Genomic DNA, 24,229 nt, shown 5'->3' with positions numbered 1-24,229 from the left:
ATGATAGTCAAAATAGTCTGCAAATTATTCCATAGAAAACGAGTAAGTGCTAACATTGTAGCAGGTGCTCATTCTAAAAAAGGCTACCGTGTAAGTCGTATAAAGACGGTGTATTGCATTAAAGACGTAATAATCCCTCTGCAGCAAGCAGTACTGCAGAGGGATTACACATAAATTTTTGTAGTAGCCGGACTGTTGAAACGCTCTCAAAGGACGAAAGGAAGAGCATCAAGCAAGAGCGTCAGTCTCATTTTTGAGAAAACAGTGGCGGCAAAAGCCACTTTACGCTGATTATTCCATAGTGCAATCAAAAAATATTTATGGAGATAATGAGGCGGGTTGATATAAAATATAACAGCTGTACTTGAGAGAAGTTTTATACTCAAACTTCCGCTGTTTATGTAGTAGCTGCAATTGGTACAGGGTAGCAGAGCAGAAAAGTATAGAAATAATTGTAGAAGTAACTAGGTAAAATACGATGAAAAACCGCAATTCACGCGAGTATTCGTCTTGACTGACCAGGCAGTTGGGATTAGCTATGCAGTACGAGTGTATGCTGAAATTACTAGACCCGTTTTGCATGTGTGGCGTGCGGCGGGAGATTATCTTTTACTATATATTATAAGGTTATAGAAAAATATGCATGATGACGTGATACAACTGCGTGACGAATTAGTAGAAACCGCATTAGAAGCTTTACTGGATTCCGGTTATCAGAATGTTCGTACCTACGGGTTCGAAGGGTATGATGAACCTGAAGAAGTAAACGGCTTTATGCCGGAGTTGCAGGCAATGAACAGAAAGAACGTTAAATTTATTTTTGACGTTGTTACAAAAGACTTTTTTGCACTGCCAGAAACCGCTCAGCGCTTCAAAGCATTTGCAGATCATGCAGATGGTCACGATATTCAGTTTGTCGTCATCGTTCCGGAAGGTGAAGAAGGATTCGCAAGTGCTTTTATCGAAGATATTGAAATCTCCGAAGAAAGTATCGAGATTTGGGAAGCCTAGACCCTTCGGTTGTCGAACGGTCCCCATTCGTTCGACATGCAGTGTTTTTCAGCTGGGGGAGAGATGTCTGTAACTATTGGGATTAATGGATTCGGCCGAATTGGCCGATATCTGACCCGCCTACTCTCCGGACATGAGAACTTGCGCCTTGTAACGGTTAACGATCTCATGTCCGCTGAAGATGCGACGCATCTGTTACGGTACGATTCTGTTCATGGTCGTTTTATGGATGCCAAAAGTGTTGAGGGCGGCTTTATGCTGAACGACTCTTTTGTGTCCGCTACCCAGAAAGCTCATCATGAGTGGGACTGGAGCGAGTGTGACATCGTAATAGAAGCGGCAGGCTGTTTTGCAGCCCGCGAACATTGTCAGCAACATATGGCTAGTGGCGCTAAAAAGGTGATTGTTGCCTGTCCTGCGCCATCGGCAGATGTAACTATTGTTATGGGTGTAAACGAGCAGGATTTGCGCGCGGACCACCACATTATTTCAAATGCATCGTGTACCACAAACTGTCTGGCACTCCCGTTGCATCAATTGCATAAGCATTTTGGTGTGAAACGAGGGTACATGACAACCATCCATCCGGCTACGCAACGTCAGATGCTGCTGGATGATGATTACCCAGATCTTCGTCGCGCCCGTGCGTGTCACATGAATATGCTTCCCACCCCTGTAGGTACTACAGAAACAGTGGCAGAAGTTATTCCGGACATGAAAGGAAGACTGCAGGGGATTGCTTTCCGTGTTCCTACATTAAGTGTGGCAATGATCGACTGTGTTTTCGAACTGGAAAAGTCGACCACTGTAGACGCTGTGAACAAGGTGCTGCGTGAAGCAGCAAACGAGCATCTCGGGTACACAGAAGAACCGCTTGTTTCATGCGATTTTAATGGTTCCACGTTTGGTTCTGTTGTTGATGGGCAGTTGACTGCACTTCAGGATGGAACAATGCTTAAGCTGGTAGCGTGGTACGATAATGAAGCCAGTTTCTCTAACCAGCTTCTGCGGCTTACTGAAAAAGTAGCAGGGATGGTGGAAGAAGATAGAGCACTGAAGGGTGAAATCTCCTCAGCGGTCTAACTGTACATGGTAACAAGTTGTTAGAATAAAAAAATCTGCCTGAGAGGGCAGATTTTTTTATTATCTATGGTCTGTTGCGCCCCTTGCTTCTTGCTGGGGAAAGTGATTAGGATTGAATGTATGAAAATAGTGTATCCACCATCACGATATGCCGGACTGGAGATTCTCTCCTGTGCTGGAGGGCATCAGTTTCGTGAACATTTACATGATGCGTACGTGCTGTGGCTTAATTCAAAAACTGGTGAACACTATACGGTGAATGGTGGCAACAAACTATTACAGACGGGTGCTGTCAGTTTGATTGAACCGGGAGTACCCCACGCTAACCGATCCTGTGATGAACACGACAGCCATTTACGAAGTTTTTACTGTACGGAAGAATTTTTTCAGCAGCAGTATACGCATATCTACGAAACAGAATATGTGGCTCCGCTGGGAAATAGAGTTTTAGAACACGCAGGGCTGTGGCAAAATCTTACTATTTTCCATGAGTACATGCTTGGCGTACAGGACGATTTGCAAGCAGATGAACTTGTACTCAACACCTTCTCCCGATTTTTTATTGAATGCGGGGGGCGGAGTCTCAAGCCGGTGCGGGATATGGGGGACAAACGTGTTTCAATTGCTATTGAGTACTTTCATGCGCATCTCGATTTCCCCATTCTGTTGGAAGAACTTGCAACAATGCTCGGCTGTACAAGCTTTCATTTGATTCGGTTATTTCGCTTGCAAAAAGGAATGACCCCGCATGCATACCTTACGCAACTGCGTTTGGAAAAAGCCCGTAGTCTTATAGACGGTGGTGTAGCTCTTTCCGATGCCGCAATGCAGGTAGGTTTGTCTGACCAAAGTCATCTTACGCGACAGTTTAAGAAACGATATGGCGTTACTCCGGGACAATACAAGAAGCAGCGATTGCTTGTGTAGTCCGTAATCGTGTCAGTTTTATTCAAGACGATACAATCCCCTTTGCTTATTCTTCATGAACAAAGCCAAGGGGATTTTTTTTATGAAATATTATCTGTACGCATTCGGAGCGATTTTGTGTTGGGCTAGCCTGCCGGCAGCTACCGGTTCCGGCTTGAAAGGTATGAGTATTGAGACGCTTCTTGTAATCAGTTTTACCAGTGCAGCATTGTTTTTATATGCACAGGATGTTCTGCTTACCCGATCATTTAAAATATACATCCCCGATGTGAAAGTAACCTTGTTAGGGCTGTGGGGAATATTTGGGTATCACTATGTATATTACAACGCCCTTAACAATACTCCGCTTGCAGAAGCAGCTATTTTAACGACCACATGGTCATTTTGGATCGTCGTTTTTTCTGCCGTCTTGCTCTTCAGGAAATTGAAATTCAGCATACTCCTGACGGCAATTGCAGGAATGGCGGGAGCGGCATTAGTCATTGCAGCGGGGAAAGAACTTGTCATAAGTATACAGTATATGCAGGGGTATATGTTATCTCTTGCATGTGGACTTATTTGGGCAAGTTTTTCAGTAGGCTTGTCTTACCTTAGGGGCAGGCAGAACCCCATGACAGCATTTACTGTGTATGCTGCTGTATTGTCTGCAATGCTATATATGAGTAGTCCCGCTCAGCCGTTCCCGTCCTCACAAAACATTTTTGCTGCTATCTACTTGGGATGCGTACCGCTGGGGCTTTCTTTCTACTTGTGGAGTCAGGCTGTAAGAGGAGGCAATATGGTTGTTATTGGCTTCCTGAGTTATTTGACGCCACCTCTTGCAGTTCTGCTTGTGGCGGTAGTGCACGGAGAGGCAGTCTCTTGGCAGGTTGTTGTGGGGATGATGGTCATAATTGCAGCATCAATCGGTGGAAAGCTTACGTTAGAAACAAAAGAGGAGAGGTAGATATGGAAACAATTACTTGGAATGAATTTGAAAAAGTTGAATTGCGCGTGGGTAAAATCCTCTCTGCCGAAGTTTTTAAAGAGGCGCGTAAGCCTGCTTATGTAATGCAGATTGATTTTGGAGAAGAACTCGGACTGCGAAAATCCAGCGCACAAATTACAAAGCATTATACACCGGAAGAGTTGGTAGGGCGGCTCATAATGGCTGTGGTAAATTTTCCAAAAAAACAGATTGGCCCTATTATGTCTGAATGTCTTGTAACTGGCTTTGCGGATGAAGATGGCGAGATAGTTTTATGCGGGGTGGACAAGGATGTGCCACTAGGCGCGAAGCTTTGCTAGCAATATTGCCTTGTGGTGTATGAATGGTTTGTAGCGACGATCTACGCAGATAGTTAACGAAGAACAGTGAATTGTTGAAATTGGTATCCATGTAGAAAAAAAAGAGGGTAGCGCGCAGTGCGTTACCCTCTTTTCATTGAGGCTGAATATTACAACGGGTTGGCTGTTCCATTTTTCTCTAAATGTACAACCATGACTGGAGTGCTGGATTTGGCAATAACGCCCTGAGCGACACTACCAGCAAAAAAACTGCCGATTCGGGAATGCCCGTATGTTCCCATAACAATCAGATCTACTTCACTTGCAAATTGTAGAATGGTGCTGACAGGATGTCCGGTATGCACATGCACACTGGTGGCAACTCCTGCTGCCTCTAATTCATACTTGTAATGCACGTAGGCAGATTCAATACGTTCCTTTGCATGCTTCATGCTGGCTTTCAGAACATCATCCTTAATTTTGAGCCAGGTGTCTTCGTCATAAACAGTAGCGAAGTCGAGACCGGAACCTAGAGTTACATTTCGTGCCCAATCTGGAATAACGTGCAGTAGCAGAAGGTCTGCCTGATATACTTTTGCAATGGATAACGCATACCCAAGAGCATTTTTAGCAGGCTCGGAAAGATCTGTTGCATACAAGACTTTTCGAATTTGAGGCAGCATGGCTATCTCCGATAATCTGAAAGTTATGCTGAACGAACAATAAGTACCGGCGTAGGGCTTTTGGCAATAACACCTTGTGCTACGCTACCAACGAGAATACCGCCAATTTTGCTGTGTCCTTTGGTTCCCATAACTACTAGGTCACATTGTTTTGCGTGTTCCGTAATTTTTTTAACTGCACTGCCGGAAGAAATGATTGGCGTAAGCTTAATGTTTGCACATTGTGATTTGCCTTCAGTTAATTCATCACATTGCTCTTGCATGAGGCTGGCAACGGTTGTTTTTGCTTTTTCGGCGCCTGCATCAAGTAGTACTTTTAATGTCTTATCATCATATACAGCAGCAAAGTCGAATCCGGAGTTCAGGTACACCTGATCTTTCATGTCTGGGAGTACATGGAGCATAATGAGTTCGGCATTATATTTTTCTGACAGACTGATGGCGTAGCGCAGAGCGGCTCCGGCATCATCGGATAGGTCAGTAGCAAGAAGAATCTTATTAATTTCCGGGAGCATGGTAATCTCCTTGTTTAGTTGTTCTCGTAAAATATTGTGTGGATATAACCTGCATACAGACGAAGGTTTCACACAGAGGGCATATATGGTTTCAGTGTACATCAACTAAAAAAAACTCCAATGATACGGTAGAACCTGTATCGGAAAACGCGCAAAGCTTGCAAAAATGCCTTTTTTACGGTTGAATCGCTGTCTTGAATTTATTCGGAGAGGAGAACGTATGAAATTACGTACGATACTACTGAGCATGGCAATTGTGCTTGGTATGAATTCTGTTGCTGTAGCAGAAGAGATTGGTTCCGTGAGCACGGTATTTAAGGTGCTTGGAGCTAACGATAAAATTGTTATTGAAGCTTTCGATGATCCAGATATTGACGGGGTGACCTGTTATTTGAGCCGTGCAAAAAAAGGCGGAGTAAGTGGGTCATTAGGGATTGCGACAGATACATCAGATGCTTCTGTTGATTGTGTTCAAATTGGGCCGATTAATATTCCGGCACGCATACGAGCTGGTAAAGAAGATGGTGAAGACGTATTTAGAAAACGCACTTCATTGCTTTTTAAGACAATGCAGGTTGTGCGTTTCTACGATGCTAAGCGAAATGTGCTTGTGTACCTCTCCTATAGTGACCGTGTGGTAGAAGGTTCGCCTAAAAACTCAATTTCCACGGTTCCCGTACTTCCTTGGGGCAAATAATATGTCTGGATACAAAGGAACATTCGCCGCGATCGATTTTGAAACAGCTGATGCTAAACGCGACAGTGCCTGCGCTGTTGCGGTTGTGCGTGTAGAAGATGGTGAGATTGTAGATAGCCTGTACCGTCTGGTTCAGCCGCCGCGAAGCACTTTCAGCCCGTTCTGCGTACGCGTGCATAATATCCGCTGGAAAGATGTTGAGAACGAGCCTGTGTTTGCAGATATTTGGCCGCAGTTCACTCCACTGTTCGAAGGGGTGGATTTTGTGGCAGCACACAATGCATCATTTGACCGCTCTGTTCTTTCAGCCTGCCTTAATGCGGCCGGAATGCCAGTAGCGGATGAGCGTTTTTTGTGCACTGTTAAGTTAGCACGGCAAGTGTGGCCGGGGTTAGTAAACCACAAGTTGAATACCGTATCCGGTCATTTAGGCATCACGCTTCAGCATCACCACGCTGGTTCAGATGCAGAGGCATGTGCCCGCATCGCTATTGAAGGGTTGCGGTTGAATCCTAAATTTGCAGCTTTGAACGCTCGGTAGCGTTAAACTTGCAGAAATTTCACTTTCCCTTTACATCCATTGCGGATTACTTGTCACATTAAGGAACTCTTTTTATGTGACTACGCGCATCAACCACATTTGTGCTGCTTTTTTACCACCATATGATGGCAGCATTGTAATATACTACGACTTTTGGTTTTAAGTCGCTTGGCGTTGACTGCGCTTTACTGTACAAATGCACAGGTTTTATTATGAAAAAATATCGTGATCATTACTTCTTGCAGGCGAAAAAAGATAATTACCCTGCAAGATCAGTATATAAGCTGAAAGAAATTGATAAGCGTTTTGCTATCTTTTCCAAGGGCATGAAGGTGCTTGATCTTGGCGCTGCTCCAGGTTCCTGGTCTTTAGGCGCTGCTGAGAAAGTTGGTGCGCAAGGACTTGTTATCGGTGCTGATATTCAGACTACTGAAACAGTCTTTCCATCGAACGTTCGCTTTATGCAGGAAAACGTCTTTGAGCGTTCTCAGGAATTTGAAGACGTACTTGCTGAAATCATGCCGTTTGATGTTGTGATCAGCGATATGGCGCCTAATACAACAGGCCATAAATTTACAGACCAAGCTCGTTCTGCCGAGCTTTGTTTCGAAGCGCTTAACGTGGCTTGCTATTGCCTTAAGCCTGAAGGCAGCTTCATTGTAAAAATATTTATGGGACCTGATGTAGAACAGTACGCAAAAAGCATGCGTAAGTATTTCAAAACTGTGAAGGCTTTTAAGCCTAAAAGCTCACGTGATGAAAGCAAGGAAACTTTTTATGTTGGTCTTGGATTTAACGGAAAAAAATTCGAATACGAATACTAGTCGTTAATTTTAAGTCGGCTCCCTTTGATTTTTGGCACCCAGAATGGTTGTGGGTGTATTTATTTTTATTGTTCCAGTTGCAGTGCGTTAGCTGCAACGACGTAAGGAGGAATCATGGCTGGACATAGTAAATGGGCTAACATTAAGCATCGTAAAGGTCGTCAGGACGCTGTTCGTTCTAAGCAGTTCACTCGCGCAGCAAAAGAGATCATCATTGCTGCTAAAGTAAGTGGCGATATTGCTAACAACCCGCGTCTTCGTTCTGCTATTGCTGCTGCTAAGGCAGTAAACCTGCCTAAAGATAAGATTGATAACGCAATCAAAAAAGGTACTGGCGAACTCGCTGGTGGCGATATCCATGAAATTAACTATGAAGGATACGGCCCCGGTGGCGTAGCTATTCTTATCGAAGTTGCTTCTGACAACAAAAACCGTATCGTTGCTGAAATGCGCCACACCTTGAACAAAGGTAATGGTAACATGGGCGAAGCTGGTTCCGTTGCTTGGATGTTCGATAACAAAGGCCAGGTCATTATCAAGAAAGATGCTGTTACTGAAGAACAGGTAATGGATATCGGTCTTGAAGCTGGTGCAGAAGATATTATCGAAGAAAATGAAGAATGGGATATCCGTTGTGAACCAACTGACATGGAAGCAGTTCGCGCCGCTTTCGAAGCAGCTGGCATCACAATCGAATCTGCTGAAATGGCAAAAATCCCTCAGAATACTATCGAGCTCGATGTTGAAGGCGCAAAAAAAATGCTCCGTCTTATCGACCTTCTTGAAGAGAATGACGACGTACAGAACGTGTTCACCAACATGGACGTTTCTGACGACGTAATGGCTGAACTTAACGCTGAGTAAGTGTCAGCTGTTCACAACGCGGGCTTTTTATGCCTGCGGCGCTGGAGTGTTTGTGCCTCCGGCGGGCAAGGGGCCAGCCCCTTGCATCCCCGCAAGAGGGACGCCCTCTTGACTGCGATTATACGAGCAACTTTGTTTTTTGAAGTCAGTTTAGGCTTTAAGCAAGTTTCCGTAATTGCAAAGAATGAATTATAGGAAGGAGAGAGTTTGTAACTCTCTCCTTTTTTATTGGTGTGTTCTAATTTGAAGTTGTACAGAACATTTATGGACGTAATGTTAGCAAGACTTCATAGTCAGTGTTTAGAATACATCATTAAATGAACAGTGGAGTACGTTTTGACTGTTAATCGAGTGCTTGGCATTGACCCCGGTTCCCGCGTGATGGGGTGGGGCGTGATAGAAGAGATTTCCGGCGTGGTGAAATTGGTAGACTGTGGTGCCATCCGCGCTACAGATAAGGATTTTGCGCGTCGAATGGGGGTAATATTCAAAGAACTCGACGCGATAGTACGATTGCATAAACCGACCGTTGCGGCGGTGGAGAACGTATTTACGGCTAAAAATCCAGCGTCTGCACTAAAGCTTGGTCAGGCTCGTGGGGTAGCTCTTGCTGCGTGTGCTGCGAATGATGTGGAAGTATTTAGCTATGAGCCTACCAAAATTAAGCAAACTATCGTCGGTGGTGGCCGTGCAGCTAAAGAACAGGTCGCATTTATGGTGGCTCAAATCCTAGGTGTAAAGCAACCTAAATGGGCGCTGGATACCTCTGATGCTCTTGCTGCCGCAGTTTGTCATCTCAATACAAGTCGTTACACAAAATATCTTTAGGCTATGCTTCTAGATTCTAACTACGTGCTTTCATAAATATACTGTGGTATTGGAAGATGAGGCGCGTGATTTTGTGTATAAAACGGAAACGATAATGTTGACCGTGCAAAATTATCTGAATCAAATTTCTCCAATACAAAAGGTAGTGGCGCATAAGCCGCGAGGTTACGTAAAAAACGTGCTGACCTCGCAGATAAAAGTTTTTGGAGAGTCCAGAGAAGCCTTTTTTCAAAAAGGTTCTCTGGCCGCCGGAGGCAGCGTCGCAGACAAAAAAAGCGTCGCAGACACGCCAACGGTCAAACTGTACCGCTGAAAAGCCGTGCCTGAGGCAATTTGTCTTTGCCAGTCACAACGTAAAATGCTTCTTTCAAATGTAAAACCAGCTTTATTTATTGAAGCGTCTTGGGTAATAGACACTTGATAGTCGGAAGCGGTTGCTGATTGCTGGTGCAATGCTGCTGTTTCCGGTTCAATTCATACAAAAAATTTCTTCAAAGTATATATTATGATCGCATATCTCGAAGGTAAAATTGCAGAGGTAACAGAGCAGAGTGTCATCATCGTCACCGAAGGCGGTGTCGGGTACGAAGTCCGTTTGCCAGCCCATACTATGAGCCGTGTACCTGCTAAAGGCGGCGACATCGCAGTATTCGCGTACACCGTTGTGCGTGAGGACGCGTTGGAACTGTATGGTTTTGAGTCATGGGACGAGCGCCAGATGTACACCACGTTGATTTCCATTTCAAAAGTTGGTGGAAAAACAGCTCTGGGCGTTTTGTCTGTGTACCGTCCTGATGATCTGCGTCGTATTGTTTTTGAAGAAGATATTAATGCGCTGACGCAGGTTTCCGGCATTGGCAAAAAAGGCGCACAGCATATTTTTCTTGAATTAAAGTACAAGCTGAAAGTGGACGAAATGCCTGTTGTATCCGGCAAAGGTGATGCGCCTGCAACTAGTGTGTACCGTGACGCCTTGGATGGCCTTGCTAACCTTGGCTACGGCGAAGACGAAGCTGCGCCGTTACTCAAAACTATTTTGAAAAATGAGCCGGATCTCGATGTGGGTAGTGCTCTGCGTAGTGCCCTTAAAGCTCTTGCAAAGGGATAGGAATGGATACTGACCAAAATATCTGCATGGATGAATCTGTTCGTCCTTCGTCTCTTGATGACTTTATTGGTCAGGAAGAGCTGCGCAAAAATTTAAAAGTATACATTCAAGCTGCTAAAACCCGTGGGCAGGCTATGGATCACACCATGTTTTATGGTAATCCAGGGCTTGGTAAGACAACATTATCCCAGATTATGGCTGAAGAGCTTGGGGTTAATATTGTTTCTACCTCGGGGCCAGTTTTAGAGCGTAGTGGTGACTTAGCAGCAATTTTGACGAACTTAGGTCCGAACGATATTTTGTTTGTGGATGAAATTCATCGTATGCCTATCAGTGTTGAAGAGGTGCTGTATCCTGCTTTGGAAGATTTCAAGCTTGATCTTGTCATCGGACAGGGGCCGGGAGCACGTACTGTAAAGATTGACTTGGAACCCTTCACTCTGGTAGGAGCCACAACCCGCATCGGATTATTGTCTTCACCGCTGCGCGATCGCTTTGGCGTAATCTGCCGATTGGAGTTTTACTCCCCGGAAGAGCTCTCAAAAATTGTCACCCGTACTGCACGCATCTTAGGCGTAGAAATAGCACCGGACGGCGCTTTAGAAATTGGTCGTCGCTCCCGTGGTACGCCTCGTATTGCCAATAGACTTTTGCGTCGAGTTCGCGATTTTGCAACTGTGCAAGGTGGTAGAATTGTTGATGTAGAGCTTGCAAGCAGTGCGTTAAAGATGATGGACGTTGATGAAAGCGGCCTTGATCAGATGGACAGAAAGCTGCTGAGTGTTCTTATTGAACATTATGGCGGTGGCCCAGTTGGCGCTAAGACGCTGGCGGTTGCTTGTTCTGAAGATGTTAAGACGATTGAAGATATTTACGAGCCGTACCTGATCCAATGTGGTTTTATTAAGCGTACGCATCGTGGCCGCGTAGCAACGGCTAAAGCGTATCGTCATTTAAAATTTCTGGCATAGGATAGTGCCGAGAACACATAACCTAGGAGAAAATATGCCTCAGAAAACATGCAGGGTAGAACTTGTTGCCACAACTCCAGATCCAATGGCAGTTATTTATGCAGCATTCAGACAGTGCTACCATGCAGGATTTGTAGGTGATATGCATACCAAGCTTGTTGACGGAGATATCTCCGCTGAAAAACAAGCTGCATTTATCCGTAAGGTTATGGAATCAGGTCATGCCAGCCCTATTGAGCATGTGTCGTTTACATTTGCTATAGAAGGTGTTTCTCGCGCATTAACACACCAGCTTGTGCGCCATCGTATTGCGTCGTTCTCCCAGCAGAGTCAGCGCTATGTTGACGGAAGCGATTTTGACTACATTTTGCCGCCTGCTTTTGCGAAGATTCCAGAAGCAAAAGCGCGCTTTGAAAAATTATTAGATGAAGTCGGTGATGCGTATCAAGAATTGAAACAAATTCTTGAAGATAACGGACGAGGCGAGAAGGCAAAAGAAGATGCTCGCTTTGTATTGCCGCAAGCCACAGAATCCAAAATTGTAGTAACAATGAACTGTCGAAGCCTTATTAACTTCTTTGAGCACCGTTGTTGCACTCGAGCTCAGTGGGAAATCAGAGGGTTAGCAGACCAGATGCTTAAAATTTGTCGCGACGTGTTGCCGTGTGTCTTCGAAGATGCGGGTGCTCGCTGTGAGAAGTTGAAGTACTGCCCTGAAGGGGAGAAGTTCACCTGCGGTCGTTACCCGCTTCCATAACTAATCGGGTCACACCGCTTATAACCGCCTTATATTGGCTGGTTGTATATTTGCTATTTACAATGTGTGAATAAAAAAACAGATGCCGTAATAGCTTGGTTGTTTTATAACACGTTGTAAAAACTTATTGTTTCGATTTGTATTTATAGTGGAAGTTTCATTGTAGTGCGACTTTCACATACTTTTTTACAAAAAAGCTAGAATAAAAAGTGCGTCAAATGATTGCCTTTTCCGAATATTAGCTTTAAAAGGCGAATTCTTCAGTTTTCGACAATACTAATTGTGGAAAACTTTTCCACAAAACTGTGGAAACTATAAAGTCTACCGCGCCAACACTTGTTGTCCGTGCGTCGAATAATTCGCCTGAAAATAGTGTTTTGCTAAAAAAGGTAGATAAATCGAGATATTGTTAAACTTAGCCGGATGATAGCACCTGTGTAGAGACTAACAGGTATCACTGGTTTAACTCGAATTGCGGAATAGCATGAAAGAACGTAGGAACATCCCCATGATTGATATTTGGGGCCAAATCCGAGAAATTCTACAAGAAAGCCTTAACCCCGGCATTTTCAAAGTATGGATTTCACCACTACACGCTGAAGTCGATGGTACAACCATCCGGCTGACAGCTTCCAATGATTTCGTTGCTTCTTGGGTGCGTGAGCGCCTGGTGAACGATATTATGGAAGCTGCCACTTCTGTTATGGGTGAACGTCCAACTATTACTGTTGTTGCCGGTGCCGCTAAAGCTATTGTAAAGCCGAAAGCTCAAGCTCAAACCTCTGCGCCTAAAGCTGCACGTGTGTCTGAACCTCAGACCACGTCTGCTCCTGTGCTCTTTGGTGCTGACAATAAACGAGTTGTTCAGCAGCAGCTTCCTGTAGAACGTACGCTGGTTTCTAAAGCCCTTGACTGGCGATTTGATTTCGACAGTTTTGTAGTGGGGCCGAGCAACGACCTTGCTTTCGCCGCATCACAGGGAATTACACGCGATTCTCTTTCTTGCAGCACACTCTTTTTGAGTTCTGCACCGGGACTTGGTAAAACTCACCTCATGCAGGCAGTTGGCGGACAGCTTTGTAAGCATAGCAACCGTATCAACCCAAGAGTTGAATATCTTACCGCTGAAGAGTTTGCTACAGGTCTCGTAACTTCCCTTAAACATCGTGACACAGAACGTTTCAAAACACGCTACCGTGACATTGACCTTCTGTTGCTTGAAGATATTCATTTCCTTCAGGGTAAAGAACGTATGCAGGACGAAGTTCTTGCAACAATTAAATCTTTGCAGTCCCGCGGTTCCCGCGTTGTACTTTCCAGTTCTTTTGCCCCGCGTGATTTAAAAGACGTAGATAACCAGCTTGTTTCCCGTTTCTGCTCAGGATTCCTTGCTGTTATTGATAAACCGGATTTTGAAACCCGCCGCGATATTCTTTGCAAGAAAGCACGTCTTTATCAGGTCGATTTGCCAGAAAACGTGACTGATTTGCTTGCAGAAAACATTCATTCGGATGTACGTCAGATTGAGAGCTGCTTACACAACCTCATCTTGAAAGCACGTATCCTGAACGAACGTATTTCTATGGACATGGCATGGGACGTCATCGGACATTACGCATCCCGTGAAGTCATCATGAACATGGACTCAATTGTACGTTGTGTCTGTAGCTGTTTTGATCTTTCATATGATCAGCTTAACTCACGCAGCCGTAAGCGTGAGCTGGTAACAGCGCGCAACACCATCTTCTTCCTTGCTCGTAAGCATACCGATCTCTCTTTGAAGCAGATTGGTTTGCAGTTTAACCGTCGCCATTCAACAGTGTTGAAAGGTATTACAAATCTTGAACGGGAAATGAGCCGTAGTACACCGACTGGTCGTCAGGTGTCTAATACAGTGAAGATGATCGAAAAGAATGGACGAATTTCCGCCCCCTGAAACTAGTCGGGGGTCGTAAGTCTTGTTTGTGATAAGGCGCGTACCGCTCGATGCGGCACGCGCCTTTTTTGTTTTTCAGGAGTGTACAATTTAAAGCATTTTGCTTTACATCCCCATTGGCTATTGTACGTAACTGATTGCAACACTGACGGATTGGTAGAGGAAGAAAAGCTTTGCTTTTTAACAAAAATGTAATAGCTCTGCTCAGAGCAAGTTATTGCATTGCCAGTTTGGAGGAAATATGCACGAAAATAAAGCATATAAAGATATTGCTCCCCGATTACTCGGTCTTCGTGAAGCAGTAGACATGACGGTAGAAGAGCTCTCCGAAAAAGTAGGAGTAAAGCCCGATACCGTAGCACTGTACGAAGAGGGTGAAACCGAAATTCCTGTTAGCTATCTCAAAGACGTAGCAACAATCTGTGGTGTTGACCTTACGTCACTCATCACCGGTCAGGAAGGTCATCTTCATGACTACACACTCGTGCGAAAAGGTGAAGGCCTTAGCGTTGAACGTCGAGTTGATTACGACTACTTCAACCTTGCTGCACGTTTTACTAATAAAAAGATGGAGCCGTTCCTCGTAACTGTTCCTGCAAAAGATTTAAACGAGCTTACTTGGAACGAGCATAGCGGTCAGGAATTCATTTACCTGCTCGAAGGCAAGTTGGAAGTATGGCTTGATCAGAAACGCCATAAGCTAGAAGCAGGTGACTCCATTTATTTTGATTCACGTATTGCTCATGCACTGCGTGGCTTAGATGGTGAACCAGCAACCTTTCTTGACGTTATTAGCTAGTTTCTTTCCGGTGCAGTGATTGAACTGCTGCACCCCCGCAAGTGCAAATGCACGCCGGAAGGGGACATGACACAGGGGATGTTGTCAAAAGTTATTACGTTAATACCACCTCTGGTGGTGAATGGTATCCCCAAAAGGGATAAGGATAGAGTGATGAAAAAGTTTTCCAGTTCCAGCTATGAAGAGTTTGTGCACGAGTTTTCTCTAAGTGTTCCTGATAATTTTAACTTTGCATTTGATGTTTTGGATTCCATCGCTGATGAAGATCCAGACCGTCTTGCGATGGTGCATGTTGATGATGCAGGCACGCGCAACGATTACTCATTTGCATGGTTTCAGGAGCAATCCGCAAAGCTTGCTGGTGCCTTAGAAATACAAGGGCTCAAAAAAGGCGACAGAGTAATGCTTATTCTGTATCGCCGAGTTGAGTTCTGGGTGTCCATGCTTGCTTGCCATAGGCTTGGGCTTGTACCAGTTCCGTCTCCTTCACAGTTGACTGTAAAAGATATTGATTTCCGTGTTCGTCGCGCCAATATTCGCGGTATGATCGTCGAAGATTCCGTGGCGGACCGTGTTGAAGCTGCACGTGCTACTTGTCCTTCATTGACCTGTCTTGTGCAGGCTGGTGGTGATTCAGTTGCAGATGGCTGGCATGCATACGATGAACTTGTTGCATCTGGTCCGTCAGAGTTCCCTCGCCCGCAAGATCCAGAACGTAATTCAGGTGGCAATGATCCGCTGCTCATTTTCTTCTCATCCGGTACAACCGGCATGCCGAAAATGGTTGAACACACGCACACCTATCCAATGGGACATTACGTAACTGGTGCTCACTGGCATGATTTGGAACCAGGTGATCTGCACCTGACTCTGGCAGACACAGGTTGGGGTAAAGCAGTCTGGGGTAAATTCTACGGACAGTGGATGGCTGGTGCCGCCGTGTTCGTATGGGATTTCCGTGGAAAGTTTGAACCAGCTGCGTTGCTTGAGCAGATAGCAGAACATAAAGTTACCACCTTCTGTGCACCTCCAACCGTATATCGCTTTCTCATCCGTCAGGATCTCTCTAAGTACGACTTGTCAGCATTACGCCATTGCACAACAGCAGGCGAGCTATTGAACGACAGCGTATTCCTTGAGTGGCAGAAAATGACCGGACTACCAATTTATGAAGGGTACGGACAAACAGAGACGACTCTGCAAATCCTTACTCTCCCTTGCATGGAAGCAAAGCCGGGTTCCATCGGAAGACCTGCACCGGGCTGGGATGTTGTACTGATGGACGCTGAAGGCAACATCTGCAATCCAGGTCAGGAAGGTGAAATCTGCGTAAAAACTTCAGACGGTGCTCCAGTCGGTTTGTTCTCAGGTTATCTTGAAGATCCAGAAAAAACTGCATCTGTTATGTTCGACGGTTACTATCATACCGGCGATAAAGCATGGATGGACGAAGACGGTTATTTCTGGTTCTTAGGTCGTGTGGATGACCTTATTAAGTCTTCAGGATACCGTATTGGACCTTTTGAAGTTGAATCCGCTCTTATTGCGCATCCAGCTGTTATTGAAGCCGCAGTTACCGGCGTGCCGGATGATCTGCGTGGACAGCTTGTGAAAGCAACCGTAGTGCTGGCTCCAGACTACACTGAGTCTGAAGAACTTACGAAAGAGCTGCAGAACTATGTAAAGAAAGTGACTGCACCGTACAAATATCCGCGTATCATTAACTACGTAAAGGAATTGCCAAAGACCATCTCCGGCAAAATCCGACGCGTTGAGATTCGCGAACAGGATGCTAACGCTGAATAAGCATTAGCTCACACAGAAATAAAAAAAAGCCCCCTGAAGATATTCAGTGGGCTTTTTTTTGTTTTATACATAAGCACATCAGTTAGACACTGTTTGACTCGAGGAATCCCGCTATAAGGCTAAAGAGAGCCGTTGTATACCAACCATTGCAGATTGCTAAGGCTATTTATCGAGATCTTTCATGCTGAGTGAGATACGTTTTCGAGGCGCGTCTACCTCAAGCACTTTTACGGTTACTTTTTGCTGAACTCGCACAACTTCTGATGGATCACTGACGTAACGGTCAGCAAGTTGTGAGATGTGAACGAGGCCATCCTGATGTACTCCAATGTCCACAAATGCACCAAACTTGGTCACATTTGTAACAATTCCGGGTAGCATCATGCCTTCGTATAGGTCAGAAATTTTGTGAACATCGGCAAATTTGAACTCGGTAAACTGCTCACGAGGGTCACGTCCGGGACGTGCTAACTCACTTACAATGTCGTTAAGTGTCGGTAGACCGATGGTGTCTGTGACATAGCTTTGGAGCTGCACTTTAGATTTAAGATCGGACTTTCCAACAAGATCGGGGAGGCTCGAAGCCAAATCTTTCGCAATTTGCTCAACCACTTTGTATGATTCCGGATGCACCGCTGATGCGTCTAACGGGTTTTTTGCGTCATGAATTCGCAAGAAACCTGCACATTGCTGGTATGCTTTAGGTCCAAGTCGGGCAACTTTAAGGAGCTCTTTTCGTGACGTAAAGGCACCGTTTTCTGTGCGATAGTTGATTACGTTTTGCGCTAAAACAGCACCCAGACCCGACACATGTGTGAGCAATTCCTTGCTGGCTGTGTTCAGTTCTACACCAACACTGTTAACGCAAGAGGCTACAACATCGTCGAGTGATTTCTTGAGTTCAGTCTGGTTTACGTCATGCTGATACTGTCCAACGCCGATCGATTTCGGATCAATCTTTACGAGTTCAGCAAGTGGGTCCATGAGACGGCGACCGATTGAAACAGCACCGCGGACAGTGATGTCTTCGTTTGGAAACTCTTCACGGGCAACAGCAGACGCGGAATAAATTGACGCGCCGGATTCGTTGACCATGTTGATGGTCACATCAGGGAGATTCAGATTACGAACGAATGTTTCGGTTTCACGTGATGCCGTTCCGTTACCGATGGCAATTGTTTCAATATTAAATTTTTTGACAAGTGCTTGCACACGTTCGCCAGCCTGCGCTTCTTTGCCTGCACCGGATGTCGGGAAAATTGTTTCGTTGTGTAGCAGGTCACCATGTTCAGACAGGCATACAAGCTTTGCTCCTGTACGGAATCCCGGATCAAGAGCGAGTACGCGTTTTTGACCAAGCGGAGCACCGAGTAGTAACTCACGGAGATTTGAGGCAAAAACGGAGATTGCTTCAACGTCAGCGCGTGTTTTTAATTCGCCGCGAATGTCATTCTCGAGCGAAGGACCGAGCAGGCGTTTGTAAGCATCTTCACAGGCAAGGACAACTTGTTTGCCGCAGTCATTACGGGAACCAACAAAATGGTTGGTGAGTGCTGTAATTGCTGCCCCGTCGTCCGGTCTGATAGAGAGGCTGAGTAAACCTTCCTGTTCGCCACGGAACATGGCAAGCAAACGATGACTTGGTGCTTTCGCTACTGGTTCTTCCCAGTTGAGGTAATCCTTATAGGTAGCAGCTTCATCTTCTTTTTTTCCGCGTGCTAACTTGGATGAACATACGCCTTTTACGGCAAAGATTTTGCGGAATACCGTACGCGTTTGAGTGTCTTCACTTATGCGCTCCGCAATGATGTCGCGTGCGCCCTTAAGGGCTGACTCAGCGTCCGGAACATCTTTCTCATCCGAAATATATGCTGCAACGAGCGATTCAAGTTTGCAATTGTCTTGCTCAAAAATAAGATTCGCCAATGGCTCCAGCCCGCGCTCGCGAGCTGTTTGTGCTTTTGTACGACGTTTGGGCTTATATGGCAGGTAAATATCTTCAAGTTCAGATAGGGCACCGGCTTTTCGCAGGGCACTTGATAGTTCGTTTGTCAACTGGTCACGTTCTGTGAGAGCTGATATGATGGCATCTCTACGCTTATTGAGAGCTGTCAGAACGTCATGTTTGTCGCGAATATCTGCAATTGCAACTTCGTCCAGCGAACCTGTGGCTTCTTTTCTGTAGCGGGCAATAAAGGGAACTGTTGCACCTTCTGCTAATAAATTGAGTACGGAAGCTACGTTCTTTTCGGCAAGGTCAAGGTCTTGCGCGATAATTTTTTGTGAGTTTGACATTATAAGGAATGCTCTCTTTCGTGCGTATGGTATGTTAGTAGTTACTTACTGGTGTTAAAACGTATTGCCCACATGGGAAAGGAGGACGTTATGACGTTTACATACAAAGATCTGCCAGTAGTTCTTCGTGAAACAGAAATGGTTACCCTTAAAGATGGCACGCAGTTACGTTTTGAGGCAAATGGCGGAGCACAAGAAGTCTTTGTGAATGATGAGTGGACTTCGCGTGCATCTCTCTTCCAAGGGATGGATCACGATTTGAATTTAACAGGAGATCAAGTCCATCTTATCTCAGAACCAGATGGTCTGCGAGTAGAACTGAAGTAGCTTGATATTACAAGAACGAATTTGTGTTTCGTTGCTAGGTTACACGGCAACAATGTAAAAGACCAAACCCCTGTGTGGAATTTGGTCTTTTTTTTGAACTACTGACAAGAATACCTGCATATTCTTGTCAAAAATTATGCTCATATGCTTTTGTGGAAAGAGTTTTGTCCTAACGTGGTTGCTCTTCACTTCGCGCGCCCAGCGCTGTTCGAAGATAGCCACCAAGGAAATTACCAACTTCATCTGTGTTACCGGCTGTTACACCTAGTTCTGACAAGTCGTTAGCAATTTGTTCTTCCATACGCTCTGATTCCATGAACATGAGATACACGAGTGCGATGGTTGCGTTACTTTCTTCTGTGTCGTCACACATGTCTTCAAGTTGATCTGTTTTAACCGTTTGCAACATGCGGTCTGCAAACATCTCAGCCCATTTTTTGTAAATATTATCCGGCAATGTCGGAATGTGCTGAGAAATCTCAGCAGAAGCATCTTTTTCAATATTTGGAAGTGTTACGTCCATAAATTCTCTAAGAGCCTCAGATCGGCTACCTATTGAATCATCAATTCGGCGCATAACCGTTGCAATTAAGTGGTCACGTATTGCAAGTATATCCATTTTAATCCCTTTGTTTCTGGCGAAAAGACATAAAGGCGTTCTCTAAAATGCACGTGCAGAGTACAGAATTGTGACTGTCGGGGCAATAGGAAGGCCCAAAAAAGATGCAACACTGCATCGTTAGAAAGGGTTACATGGACAGTTTTTCCGGTGTGGGAGGGGCTAATAGATGGGAATAGTTTGCTTTACAAAGAAAGAGCTTCTGAAAAATAAAAATTTATCTGTGAAAACGTATACACACAGCTTAGCCCCTGTCCGGATATTCCGAACAGGGGCCTTGGGCTTTTCCAAAGAGGATGTATGCTTATAAAACTGCTTCAGCAGCTTTGATTGCTGCATTGTAATCTGGCTCGTCAGTTACTTCCGGAACTATCTGGGAGTATACTATTTTATGGTTACGATCGATGACGAATACGGCACGTGCAAGGAGGCGAAGCTCTTTGATTGCGACGCCATAAGCGTGACCAAGTGAAAGATCTTTATGATCGGAAAGTACTTCAACAGATTCGATACCAGCAGCACCGCACCAGCGTGCCTGTGCAAATGGAAGGTCGGTTGAAACTGTCAGTACTTCAATATCTTCATGAAGATCTGCTGCTTCCTGATTAAAACGGCGTGCTTCAACATCGCATACCGGAGTATCCAGGGAAGGGACAGTTACAAGAAGAATAATCTTGCCTTCGTAATCAGCAAGTGATTTTGGAGCTAAGTCAGTTGTGAGTATGGAGAAGTCTGGAGCAAGGTCGCCAACTTCCACTGCGGTTCCTTCGAGAGTGAGACCATTGCCCTGAAAAGTGATGACACCGGAACGTTCAATCATGAGAATTCTCCTGACAATAAAGTTTATATTATAGCCCTATTGGGCAGTGCTTTTGTCTGTTGAATACCTTCTACACAAAAAAAGTTTTATTTGGAATAGTTATTATTAATATTTACACTTTTTTTAAAATCTTCTAACAGTACAGAGGCATTCATTACTTTTTATACAGGAAAACCAACAGCCATCACTTATTTTATTCAGTTGATTCAGCCTGATTATTGTAACCTGATGTGTTTATAGAATAGATAGTTTTACAGAAAGAACTTTAGTAATAGTTGAGAAACCTAAGCTCATGGGTAAGATTATAGGTCAATAGTTGCAGAGTAAGGAGAATTGTTCATGACCAAAGTGGAAAAGCCGGATGTACTCATAATTGGATCAGGCCCTGCAGGGGGATCTGTTGCGCGAACATGTGCGGCGGAAGGCAAGCATGTGGTAGTGGCAGATTATCAGCCCTTTGGTGGAACATGTCCGTTACGTGGATGTGAACCTAAAAAATTTCTGTTTGATGTAACCAACGTCGCGTTACGCCGTAAGCACATGGTAGATAGAGGGCTTCGCGGCGACCTTACGATTGATTGGGAAAAGATGATGTCAGGAATGGCAGAAATGCGTGATCCCATTCCGTCCCTTGTAGAAAAGTTTTATGCGGAGCATGGAATTGTTGGCGTGCACGGCAAAGCACATTTTACTTCACCCGATACCGTTGTCATTAACAATCAAAAATATCAGCCAGAAAAAATTGTTATTGCAGCTGGTGCGACTCCTCGTGAAGTCGATTTTCCCGGGCACGAGCTGTTGACATCAACAGACGAATTTTTCGAAATGAAAGAACTGCCGTCACGCATAGTATTTATTGGTGGTGGATTTATTGCATTCGAACTATCTAATGTTGCGGCAATCTCTGGTGCTCAGGTTGATGTAGTACTTCGCAGTGACAGATTTTTGCGTCGGTTTGACTCATCGCTTGTTGACTGCATGATTGAGGCAAGCCGTGACATGGGTGTTCGGTTCCATACCATGTTACCACCAAACTCTCTTAAACGAGATCGTGATGAGCTTGTACTTTGTGCGGGTGAAGACGATATTAAGTTCAGAGCAGACTGTGTTGTTATTGCTGCAGGACGCGTTGCACATGCAGAAGCATTGAACCCCAAAAAAGGTCAGCTTGAGCTCAATCAGAAGGGCGGCATAAAAGTTAATGAATTTATGCAGAGCACCTCAAATCCTCGCGTGTACGCAGCTGGAGATGTTGTAGGAAACAGTATGGAGCTAACCCCAGTTGCATCAATGGAAGCAATGGTGGTCGCGAGCAATCTTCTTTATGGAAACAAAGAAAAGCCAGACTACTCAGTGGTGCCGTACACGCTCTTTACGCATCCGCCGTTAAGCTCGGTAGGGCTGCGGGAAGAAGAAGCACAGGCACAGAATATCTCCTATAAGATTTTTGAAGGAAGTGCCTCTGGGTGGTCAGAGTATCGCAGAATTGGTGAACTTTATCCGTCATACAAGATTGTTGTTTCCAAAGATGATGATACAATCCTCGGTGCAACCATAAACGGACATAACTCTGAAGAGATAATCAACATCTTTGCTTTTGCGATGAGAACCAAGACGACAGTGGCTGATCTCGCCAAATGGCTCTGGGCGTATCCTTCATTTGGGTACACCATACGGTACATGCTTAAATAGCTTTGCTGATGAGTTGTTTCTTCGGCGTATTGTTGGCTTCTGAAATATAGAAACTGGCGTAATTTTTCTATCTTGAACAGTAATGAAGAGCTGTCCTACAGAAGTAGGGCAGCTTTTTTTGTAGTTCGAAGGAAGCGAAACGTATGCTGAAAGCGGATTGGTATTGGAAGAGAGCTTATAGAAAATTGTAAGACGCCCATTTCAAAATAGTAGCGACGTTTATGAAGCGAGATATGAAAACAAAGATAGTGTCGTAAGTGCGTTGGTAGCTGAATACTAAAAAGAAAAAGGCCGGAAGAACCGGCCTTTTTTATTATAGAATCTGCTCAAGAAACTGTTTGAGTCGAGGATGCTTGGGATTGGTGAAGAATTCTTCAGGTGTCCCTTGTTCGATGATTTCGCCGTGATCCATAAATACGAGTCTGTCTGCCACTTCGCGGGCAAAGCCCATTTCGTGGGTTACACAGACCATAGTCATGCCTTCTTTAGCGAGTTTTGTCATAACGTCGAGTACTTCACCGATCATTTCCGGATCAAGTGCAGAAGTCGGTTCATCGAAAAGCATAATCTTCGGGCTCATGGCGAGCGCACGTGCAATGGCTACGCGCTGCTGCTGGCCACCAGAAAGCTTGGCTGGGAATACATGCGCTTTGTCGGAGATACCTACTTTTTTCAGCAGCTCCAGTGCAATGGATTCGGCTTCATCTTTCGACATCTTTTTAAGACGCATTGGAGCCATTGTCAGGTTGCCCAGCACAGTTTTATGCGGGAACAAGTTAAAGCTCTGGAACACCATGCCCAGCTCCTGACGCACATCGTTGATATTGCATTCCGGTGTAGTAATATCCTGACCGTCAACAATGATGTGACCCTTGTCTATTTTTTCAAGACGATTGATGGAGCGTAATAATGTTGATTTACCAGAACCAGATGGCCCGAGGATAACGACTTTTTCACCTGAACCAATGTTCAGGCTTACATCATTAAGCGCTGTGAGCTGTCCAAAAAACTTGTAGACGTTTTCTACTTGGATGATTGGATTAGTCGTCATAGTAATTCAGTTTGTTTTCCATGATACTTACCGCTTTTGAAAGAAGCAGAGTAATCACAAGGTAGATGAGCGCTACCATAAGGTAACATTCAAAATAGTTAAATGTAACGGACGCGTATTCTCTGCCTCGGCGCAGTAATTCGGAAACTGCGAGGATGGAGATAAGAGAAGAATCTTTGAGCAGCGCAATGAATTCGTTACCAACAGGTGGAAGAATAGTTCTCCAGGACTGAGGAAGAATTACCATAAACATGGTTTCGGTTTTGTTCAAACCAAGAGAGCGGGCTGCTTCAGTTTGTCCTGTATCAATTGCATCAATACCTGCGCGGAATACTTCACCCATGTATGCTCCGTAGCAAACGGACATGGCGATGACAGCTGCGGCAAGGTCTGGGAGCTGAATGAATTCACCAATTGCATAGTAGATGAAAAACAGCTGAACCAGAAGTGGAATACCGCGAATAATTTCTACATAGGTTGAGGCAATAAGGTTGATAATTTTATTTTCGGACAGTCGTCCCATGCCGGTTGCAAGACCGATAGGAATTGTGAGCAGAATCGCGCTGACTGTCACTTCAAATGTAACTAGAATCCCATCTGGTAAGAATTTGAGAATATCTAGGTACGGGTCCGGCTTAGTTACACAAAGGTAAATGATGGAACTGATCGCAAAAATTAGCGAGATGGTCCATGCTGTTACTACACTTTTGTCTTTGCCGGACGGGATAAGCATACCGTCCGTGACGGCAATGCGAACTTCTTTTTTTTCTACGCTCATAGTGTGTATCGCTGTTGTTTACAGTAAAAAG

At 44.8% G+C, this 24,229-nt stretch carries 26 protein-coding genes; 19 read left to right on the top strand and 7 right to left on the bottom strand.

Going from position 1 to position 24,229, the window contains the following annotated elements; genetic code table 11:
- Positions 1–639 precede the first annotated feature (639 nt).
- The 5 genes from MKHDV_RS09810 (at position 640) to MKHDV_RS09790 (ending at position 4,308) form a co-directional block, all read left to right on the top strand.
- The gene (locus MKHDV_RS09810) at positions 640–1,011 is read left to right on the top strand and encodes a hypothetical protein (RefSeq protein WP_160714771.1); all 372 of its coding nucleotides are present in this window, start codon (positions 640–642) and stop codon (positions 1,009–1,011) included.
- A gap of 63 nt (positions 1,012–1,074) precedes the next feature.
- The gene (locus MKHDV_RS09805; protein WP_160714769.1) at positions 1,075–2,094 is read left to right on the top strand and encodes a type I glyceraldehyde-3-phosphate dehydrogenase; all 1,020 of its coding nucleotides are present in this window, start codon (positions 1,075–1,077) and stop codon (positions 2,092–2,094) included.
- A 120-nt stretch (positions 2,095–2,214) separates the two neighbouring features.
- A complete protein-coding gene (locus MKHDV_RS09800) occupies positions 2,215–3,021 on the top strand; it encodes an AraC family transcriptional regulator (RefSeq protein ID WP_160714767.1) in 807 nt (268 codons plus the stop codon).
- Positions 3,022–3,103: 82 nt separating this feature from the next.
- Entirely contained in the window at positions 3,104–3,967 is an 864-nt protein-coding gene (locus tag MKHDV_RS09795) for a DMT family transporter (protein WP_160714765.1), read from the top strand.
- Between the two features lie 2 nt (positions 3,968–3,969).
- A complete protein-coding gene (locus MKHDV_RS09790) occupies positions 3,970–4,308 on the top strand; it encodes a tRNA-binding protein (protein ID WP_160714763.1) in 339 nt (112 codons plus the stop codon).
- A 149-nt stretch (positions 4,309–4,457) separates the two neighbouring features.
- Here MKHDV_RS09790 and MKHDV_RS09785 read toward each other — a convergent pair whose 3' ends face one another.
- Positions 4,458–4,970, bottom strand: coding sequence for a universal stress protein (locus tag MKHDV_RS09785; protein WP_160714761.1), 513 nt, complete (start codon positions 4,968–4,970; stop codon positions 4,458–4,460).
- Positions 4,971–4,993: 23 nt separating this feature from the next.
- Positions 4,994–5,485 carry a universal stress protein gene (locus MKHDV_RS09780; protein ID WP_160714759.1) on the bottom strand — a complete coding sequence of 164 codons (492 nt, stop codon included), beginning with the start codon at positions 5,483–5,485 and terminating at the stop codon, positions 4,994–4,996.
- Positions 5,486–5,705: 220 nt separating this feature from the next.
- Between MKHDV_RS09780 and creA the strand changes: the two genes are divergently transcribed.
- The 12 genes from creA to MKHDV_RS09720 all read left to right on the top strand — a co-directional run bounded on the left by creA (position 5,706) and on the right by MKHDV_RS09720 (position 16,616).
- Entirely contained in the window at positions 5,706–6,182 is a 477-nt protein-coding gene (gene creA, locus MKHDV_RS09775; RefSeq protein ID WP_160714757.1) for a protein CreA, read from the top strand.
- A 1-nt stretch (position 6,183) separates the two neighbouring features.
- A complete protein-coding gene (locus MKHDV_RS09770; RefSeq protein WP_160714755.1) occupies positions 6,184–6,723 on the top strand; it encodes a 3'-5' exonuclease in 540 nt (179 codons plus the stop codon).
- A gap of 212 nt (positions 6,724–6,935) precedes the next feature.
- Positions 6,936–7,547: an RlmE family RNA methyltransferase gene (locus MKHDV_RS09765; protein WP_160714753.1), complete on the top strand. Its 612-nt coding sequence runs from the start codon at positions 6,936–6,938 to the stop codon at positions 7,545–7,547.
- 114 nt (positions 7,548–7,661) lie between these two features.
- The gene (locus MKHDV_RS09760) at positions 7,662–8,411 is read left to right on the top strand and encodes a YebC/PmpR family DNA-binding transcriptional regulator (RefSeq protein ID WP_160714751.1); all 750 of its coding nucleotides are present in this window, start codon (positions 7,662–7,664) and stop codon (positions 8,409–8,411) included.
- 381 nt (positions 8,412–8,792) lie between these two features.
- Complete coding sequence (gene ruvC, locus MKHDV_RS09755; RefSeq protein WP_254060451.1) at positions 8,793–9,239, top strand: crossover junction endodeoxyribonuclease RuvC; 447 nt, start codon at positions 8,793–8,795, stop codon at positions 9,237–9,239.
- Between the two features lie 94 nt (positions 9,240–9,333).
- On the top strand, positions 9,334–9,552 hold the full coding sequence (locus MKHDV_RS09750; protein ID WP_216846902.1) for a hypothetical protein: 219 nt from the start codon (positions 9,334–9,336) through the stop codon (positions 9,550–9,552).
- A gap of 192 nt (positions 9,553–9,744) precedes the next feature.
- Positions 9,745–10,347 carry a Holliday junction branch migration protein RuvA gene (gene ruvA, locus MKHDV_RS09745; RefSeq protein WP_160714745.1) on the top strand — a complete coding sequence of 201 codons (603 nt, stop codon included), beginning with the start codon at positions 9,745–9,747 and terminating at the stop codon, positions 10,345–10,347.
- Between the two features lie 2 nt (positions 10,348–10,349).
- The gene (gene ruvB, locus MKHDV_RS09740; protein ID WP_160714743.1) at positions 10,350–11,318 is read left to right on the top strand and encodes a Holliday junction branch migration DNA helicase RuvB; all 969 of its coding nucleotides are present in this window, start codon (positions 10,350–10,352) and stop codon (positions 11,316–11,318) included.
- 34 nt (positions 11,319–11,352) lie between these two features.
- Positions 11,353–12,075, top strand: a complete 723-nt coding sequence (gene thyX / locus MKHDV_RS09735) for an FAD-dependent thymidylate synthase (protein ID WP_160714741.1) — start codon at positions 11,353–11,355, stop codon at positions 12,073–12,075.
- Between the two features lie 508 nt (positions 12,076–12,583).
- Complete coding sequence (gene dnaA, locus MKHDV_RS09730; protein WP_160714739.1) at positions 12,584–14,011, top strand: chromosomal replication initiator protein DnaA; 1,428 nt, start codon at positions 12,584–12,586, stop codon at positions 14,009–14,011.
- Between the two features lie 241 nt (positions 14,012–14,252).
- Entirely contained in the window at positions 14,253–14,810 is a 558-nt protein-coding gene (locus tag MKHDV_RS09725; protein ID WP_160714737.1) for a helix-turn-helix domain-containing protein, read from the top strand.
- Positions 14,811–14,963: 153 nt separating this feature from the next.
- Positions 14,964–16,616: an AMP-binding protein gene (locus tag MKHDV_RS09720; protein WP_160714735.1), complete on the top strand. Its 1,653-nt coding sequence runs from the start codon at positions 14,964–14,966 to the stop codon at positions 16,614–16,616.
- A 162-nt stretch (positions 16,617–16,778) separates the two neighbouring features.
- Here MKHDV_RS09720 and MKHDV_RS09715 read toward each other — a convergent pair whose 3' ends face one another.
- Complete coding sequence (locus MKHDV_RS09715) at positions 16,779–18,911, bottom strand: Tex family protein (RefSeq protein ID WP_160714733.1); 2,133 nt, start codon at positions 18,909–18,911, stop codon at positions 16,779–16,781.
- Between the two features lie 90 nt (positions 18,912–19,001).
- On the opposite strand from MKHDV_RS09715, the gene MKHDV_RS09710 reads away from it, so the two are divergent.
- Positions 19,002–19,238, top strand: coding sequence for a hypothetical protein (locus MKHDV_RS09710; protein ID WP_160714731.1), 237 nt, complete (start codon positions 19,002–19,004; stop codon positions 19,236–19,238).
- Positions 19,239–19,407: 169 nt separating this feature from the next.
- Here the strand turns inward: MKHDV_RS09710 and MKHDV_RS09705 are convergent, their stop codons facing one another.
- Positions 19,408–19,857 carry a hypothetical protein gene (locus MKHDV_RS09705; protein ID WP_160714729.1) on the bottom strand — a complete coding sequence of 150 codons (450 nt, stop codon included), beginning with the start codon at positions 19,855–19,857 and terminating at the stop codon, positions 19,408–19,410.
- 304 nt (positions 19,858–20,161) lie between these two features.
- On the bottom strand, positions 20,162–20,677 hold the full coding sequence (tpx, locus tag MKHDV_RS09700) for a thiol peroxidase (protein WP_160714727.1): 516 nt from the start codon (positions 20,675–20,677) through the stop codon (positions 20,162–20,164).
- Between the two features lie 339 nt (positions 20,678–21,016).
- Here tpx and MKHDV_RS09695 point away from each other — a divergent pair, with 339 nt between their 5' ends.
- Positions 21,017–22,369, top strand: a complete 1,353-nt coding sequence (locus MKHDV_RS09695; RefSeq protein ID WP_160714725.1) for an NAD(P)/FAD-dependent oxidoreductase — start codon at positions 21,017–21,019, stop codon at positions 22,367–22,369.
- 313 nt (positions 22,370–22,682) lie between these two features.
- On the opposite strand, the gene MKHDV_RS09690 is transcribed toward MKHDV_RS09695, so the two are convergent.
- The gene (locus tag MKHDV_RS09690) at positions 22,683–23,420 is read right to left on the bottom strand and encodes an amino acid ABC transporter ATP-binding protein (protein ID WP_160714723.1); all 738 of its coding nucleotides are present in this window, start codon (positions 23,418–23,420) and stop codon (positions 22,683–22,685) included.
- Positions 23,410–24,198, bottom strand: coding sequence for an amino acid ABC transporter permease (locus MKHDV_RS09685; RefSeq protein ID WP_160714721.1), 789 nt, complete (start codon positions 24,196–24,198; stop codon positions 23,410–23,412). Before MKHDV_RS09685 ends, MKHDV_RS09690 begins: the two co-directional genes overlap by 11 nt.
- Positions 24,199–24,229 lie beyond the last annotated feature (31 nt).

Origin of the sequence: Halodesulfovibrio sp. MK-HDV (assembly GCF_009914765.1) — a bacterium.
Taxonomy (GTDB): domain Bacteria; phylum Desulfobacterota; class Desulfovibrionia; order Desulfovibrionales; family Desulfovibrionaceae; genus Halodesulfovibrio.
This window is presented reverse-complemented; position numbering and strand designations above follow the sequence as displayed.

What these genes read in the sequence shown, in the direction of transcription:
- MKHDV_RS09810 (WP_160714771.1), top strand. Translation starts at nt 640, where the DNA reads ATGCATGATGACGTGATACAACTGCGTGACGAATTAGTAGAAACCGCA.
- MKHDV_RS09805 (WP_160714769.1), top strand. Translation starts at nt 1,075, where the DNA reads ATGTCTGTAACTATTGGGATTAATGGATTCGGCCGAATTGGCCGATAT.
- MKHDV_RS09800 (WP_160714767.1), top strand. Translation starts at nt 2,215, where the DNA reads ATGAAAATAGTGTATCCACCATCACGATATGCCGGACTGGAGATTCTC.
- MKHDV_RS09795 (WP_160714765.1), top strand. Translation starts at nt 3,104, where the DNA reads ATGAAATATTATCTGTACGCATTCGGAGCGATTTTGTGTTGGGCTAGC.
- MKHDV_RS09790 (WP_160714763.1), top strand. Translation starts at nt 3,970, where the DNA reads ATGGAAACAATTACTTGGAATGAATTTGAAAAAGTTGAATTGCGCGTG.
- MKHDV_RS09785 (WP_160714761.1), bottom strand. Translation starts at nt 4,970, where the DNA reads ATGCTGCCTCAAATTCGAAAAGTCTTGTATGCAACAGATCTTTCCGAG.
- MKHDV_RS09780 (WP_160714759.1), bottom strand. Translation starts at nt 5,485, where the DNA reads ATGCTCCCGGAAATTAATAAGATTCTTCTTGCTACTGACCTATCCGAT.
- creA (WP_160714757.1), top strand. Translation starts at nt 5,706, where the DNA reads ATGAAATTACGTACGATACTACTGAGCATGGCAATTGTGCTTGGTATG.
- MKHDV_RS09770 (WP_160714755.1), top strand. Translation starts at nt 6,184, where the DNA reads ATGTCTGGATACAAAGGAACATTCGCCGCGATCGATTTTGAAACAGCT.
- MKHDV_RS09765 (WP_160714753.1), top strand. Translation starts at nt 6,936, where the DNA reads ATGAAAAAATATCGTGATCATTACTTCTTGCAGGCGAAAAAAGATAAT.
- MKHDV_RS09760 (WP_160714751.1), top strand. Translation starts at nt 7,662, where the DNA reads ATGGCTGGACATAGTAAATGGGCTAACATTAAGCATCGTAAAGGTCGT.
- ruvC (WP_254060451.1), top strand. Translation starts at nt 8,793, where the DNA reads ATGGGGTGGGGCGTGATAGAAGAGATTTCCGGCGTGGTGAAATTGGTA.
- MKHDV_RS09750 (WP_216846902.1), top strand. Translation starts at nt 9,334, where the DNA reads ATGTTGACCGTGCAAAATTATCTGAATCAAATTTCTCCAATACAAAAG.
- ruvA (WP_160714745.1), top strand. Translation starts at nt 9,745, where the DNA reads ATGATCGCATATCTCGAAGGTAAAATTGCAGAGGTAACAGAGCAGAGT.
- ruvB (WP_160714743.1), top strand. Translation starts at nt 10,350, where the DNA reads ATGGATACTGACCAAAATATCTGCATGGATGAATCTGTTCGTCCTTCG.
- thyX (WP_160714741.1), top strand. Translation starts at nt 11,353, where the DNA reads ATGCCTCAGAAAACATGCAGGGTAGAACTTGTTGCCACAACTCCAGAT.
- dnaA (WP_160714739.1), top strand. Translation starts at nt 12,584, where the DNA reads ATGATTGATATTTGGGGCCAAATCCGAGAAATTCTACAAGAAAGCCTT.
- MKHDV_RS09725 (WP_160714737.1), top strand. Translation starts at nt 14,253, where the DNA reads ATGCACGAAAATAAAGCATATAAAGATATTGCTCCCCGATTACTCGGT.
- MKHDV_RS09720 (WP_160714735.1), top strand. Translation starts at nt 14,964, where the DNA reads ATGAAAAAGTTTTCCAGTTCCAGCTATGAAGAGTTTGTGCACGAGTTT.
- MKHDV_RS09715 (WP_160714733.1), bottom strand. Translation starts at nt 18,911, where the DNA reads ATGTCAAACTCACAAAAAATTATCGCGCAAGACCTTGACCTTGCCGAA.
- MKHDV_RS09710 (WP_160714731.1), top strand. Translation starts at nt 19,002, where the DNA reads ATGACGTTTACATACAAAGATCTGCCAGTAGTTCTTCGTGAAACAGAA.
- MKHDV_RS09705 (WP_160714729.1), bottom strand. Translation starts at nt 19,857, where the DNA reads ATGGATATACTTGCAATACGTGACCACTTAATTGCAACGGTTATGCGC.
- tpx (WP_160714727.1), bottom strand. Translation starts at nt 20,677, where the DNA reads ATGATTGAACGTTCCGGTGTCATCACTTTTCAGGGCAATGGTCTCACT.
- MKHDV_RS09695 (WP_160714725.1), top strand. Translation starts at nt 21,017, where the DNA reads ATGACCAAAGTGGAAAAGCCGGATGTACTCATAATTGGATCAGGCCCT.
- MKHDV_RS09690 (WP_160714723.1), bottom strand. Translation starts at nt 23,420, where the DNA reads ATGACGACTAATCCAATCATCCAAGTAGAAAACGTCTACAAGTTTTTT.
- MKHDV_RS09685 (WP_160714721.1), bottom strand. Translation starts at nt 24,198, where the DNA reads ATGAGCGTAGAAAAAAAAGAAGTTCGCATTGCCGTCACGGACGGTATG.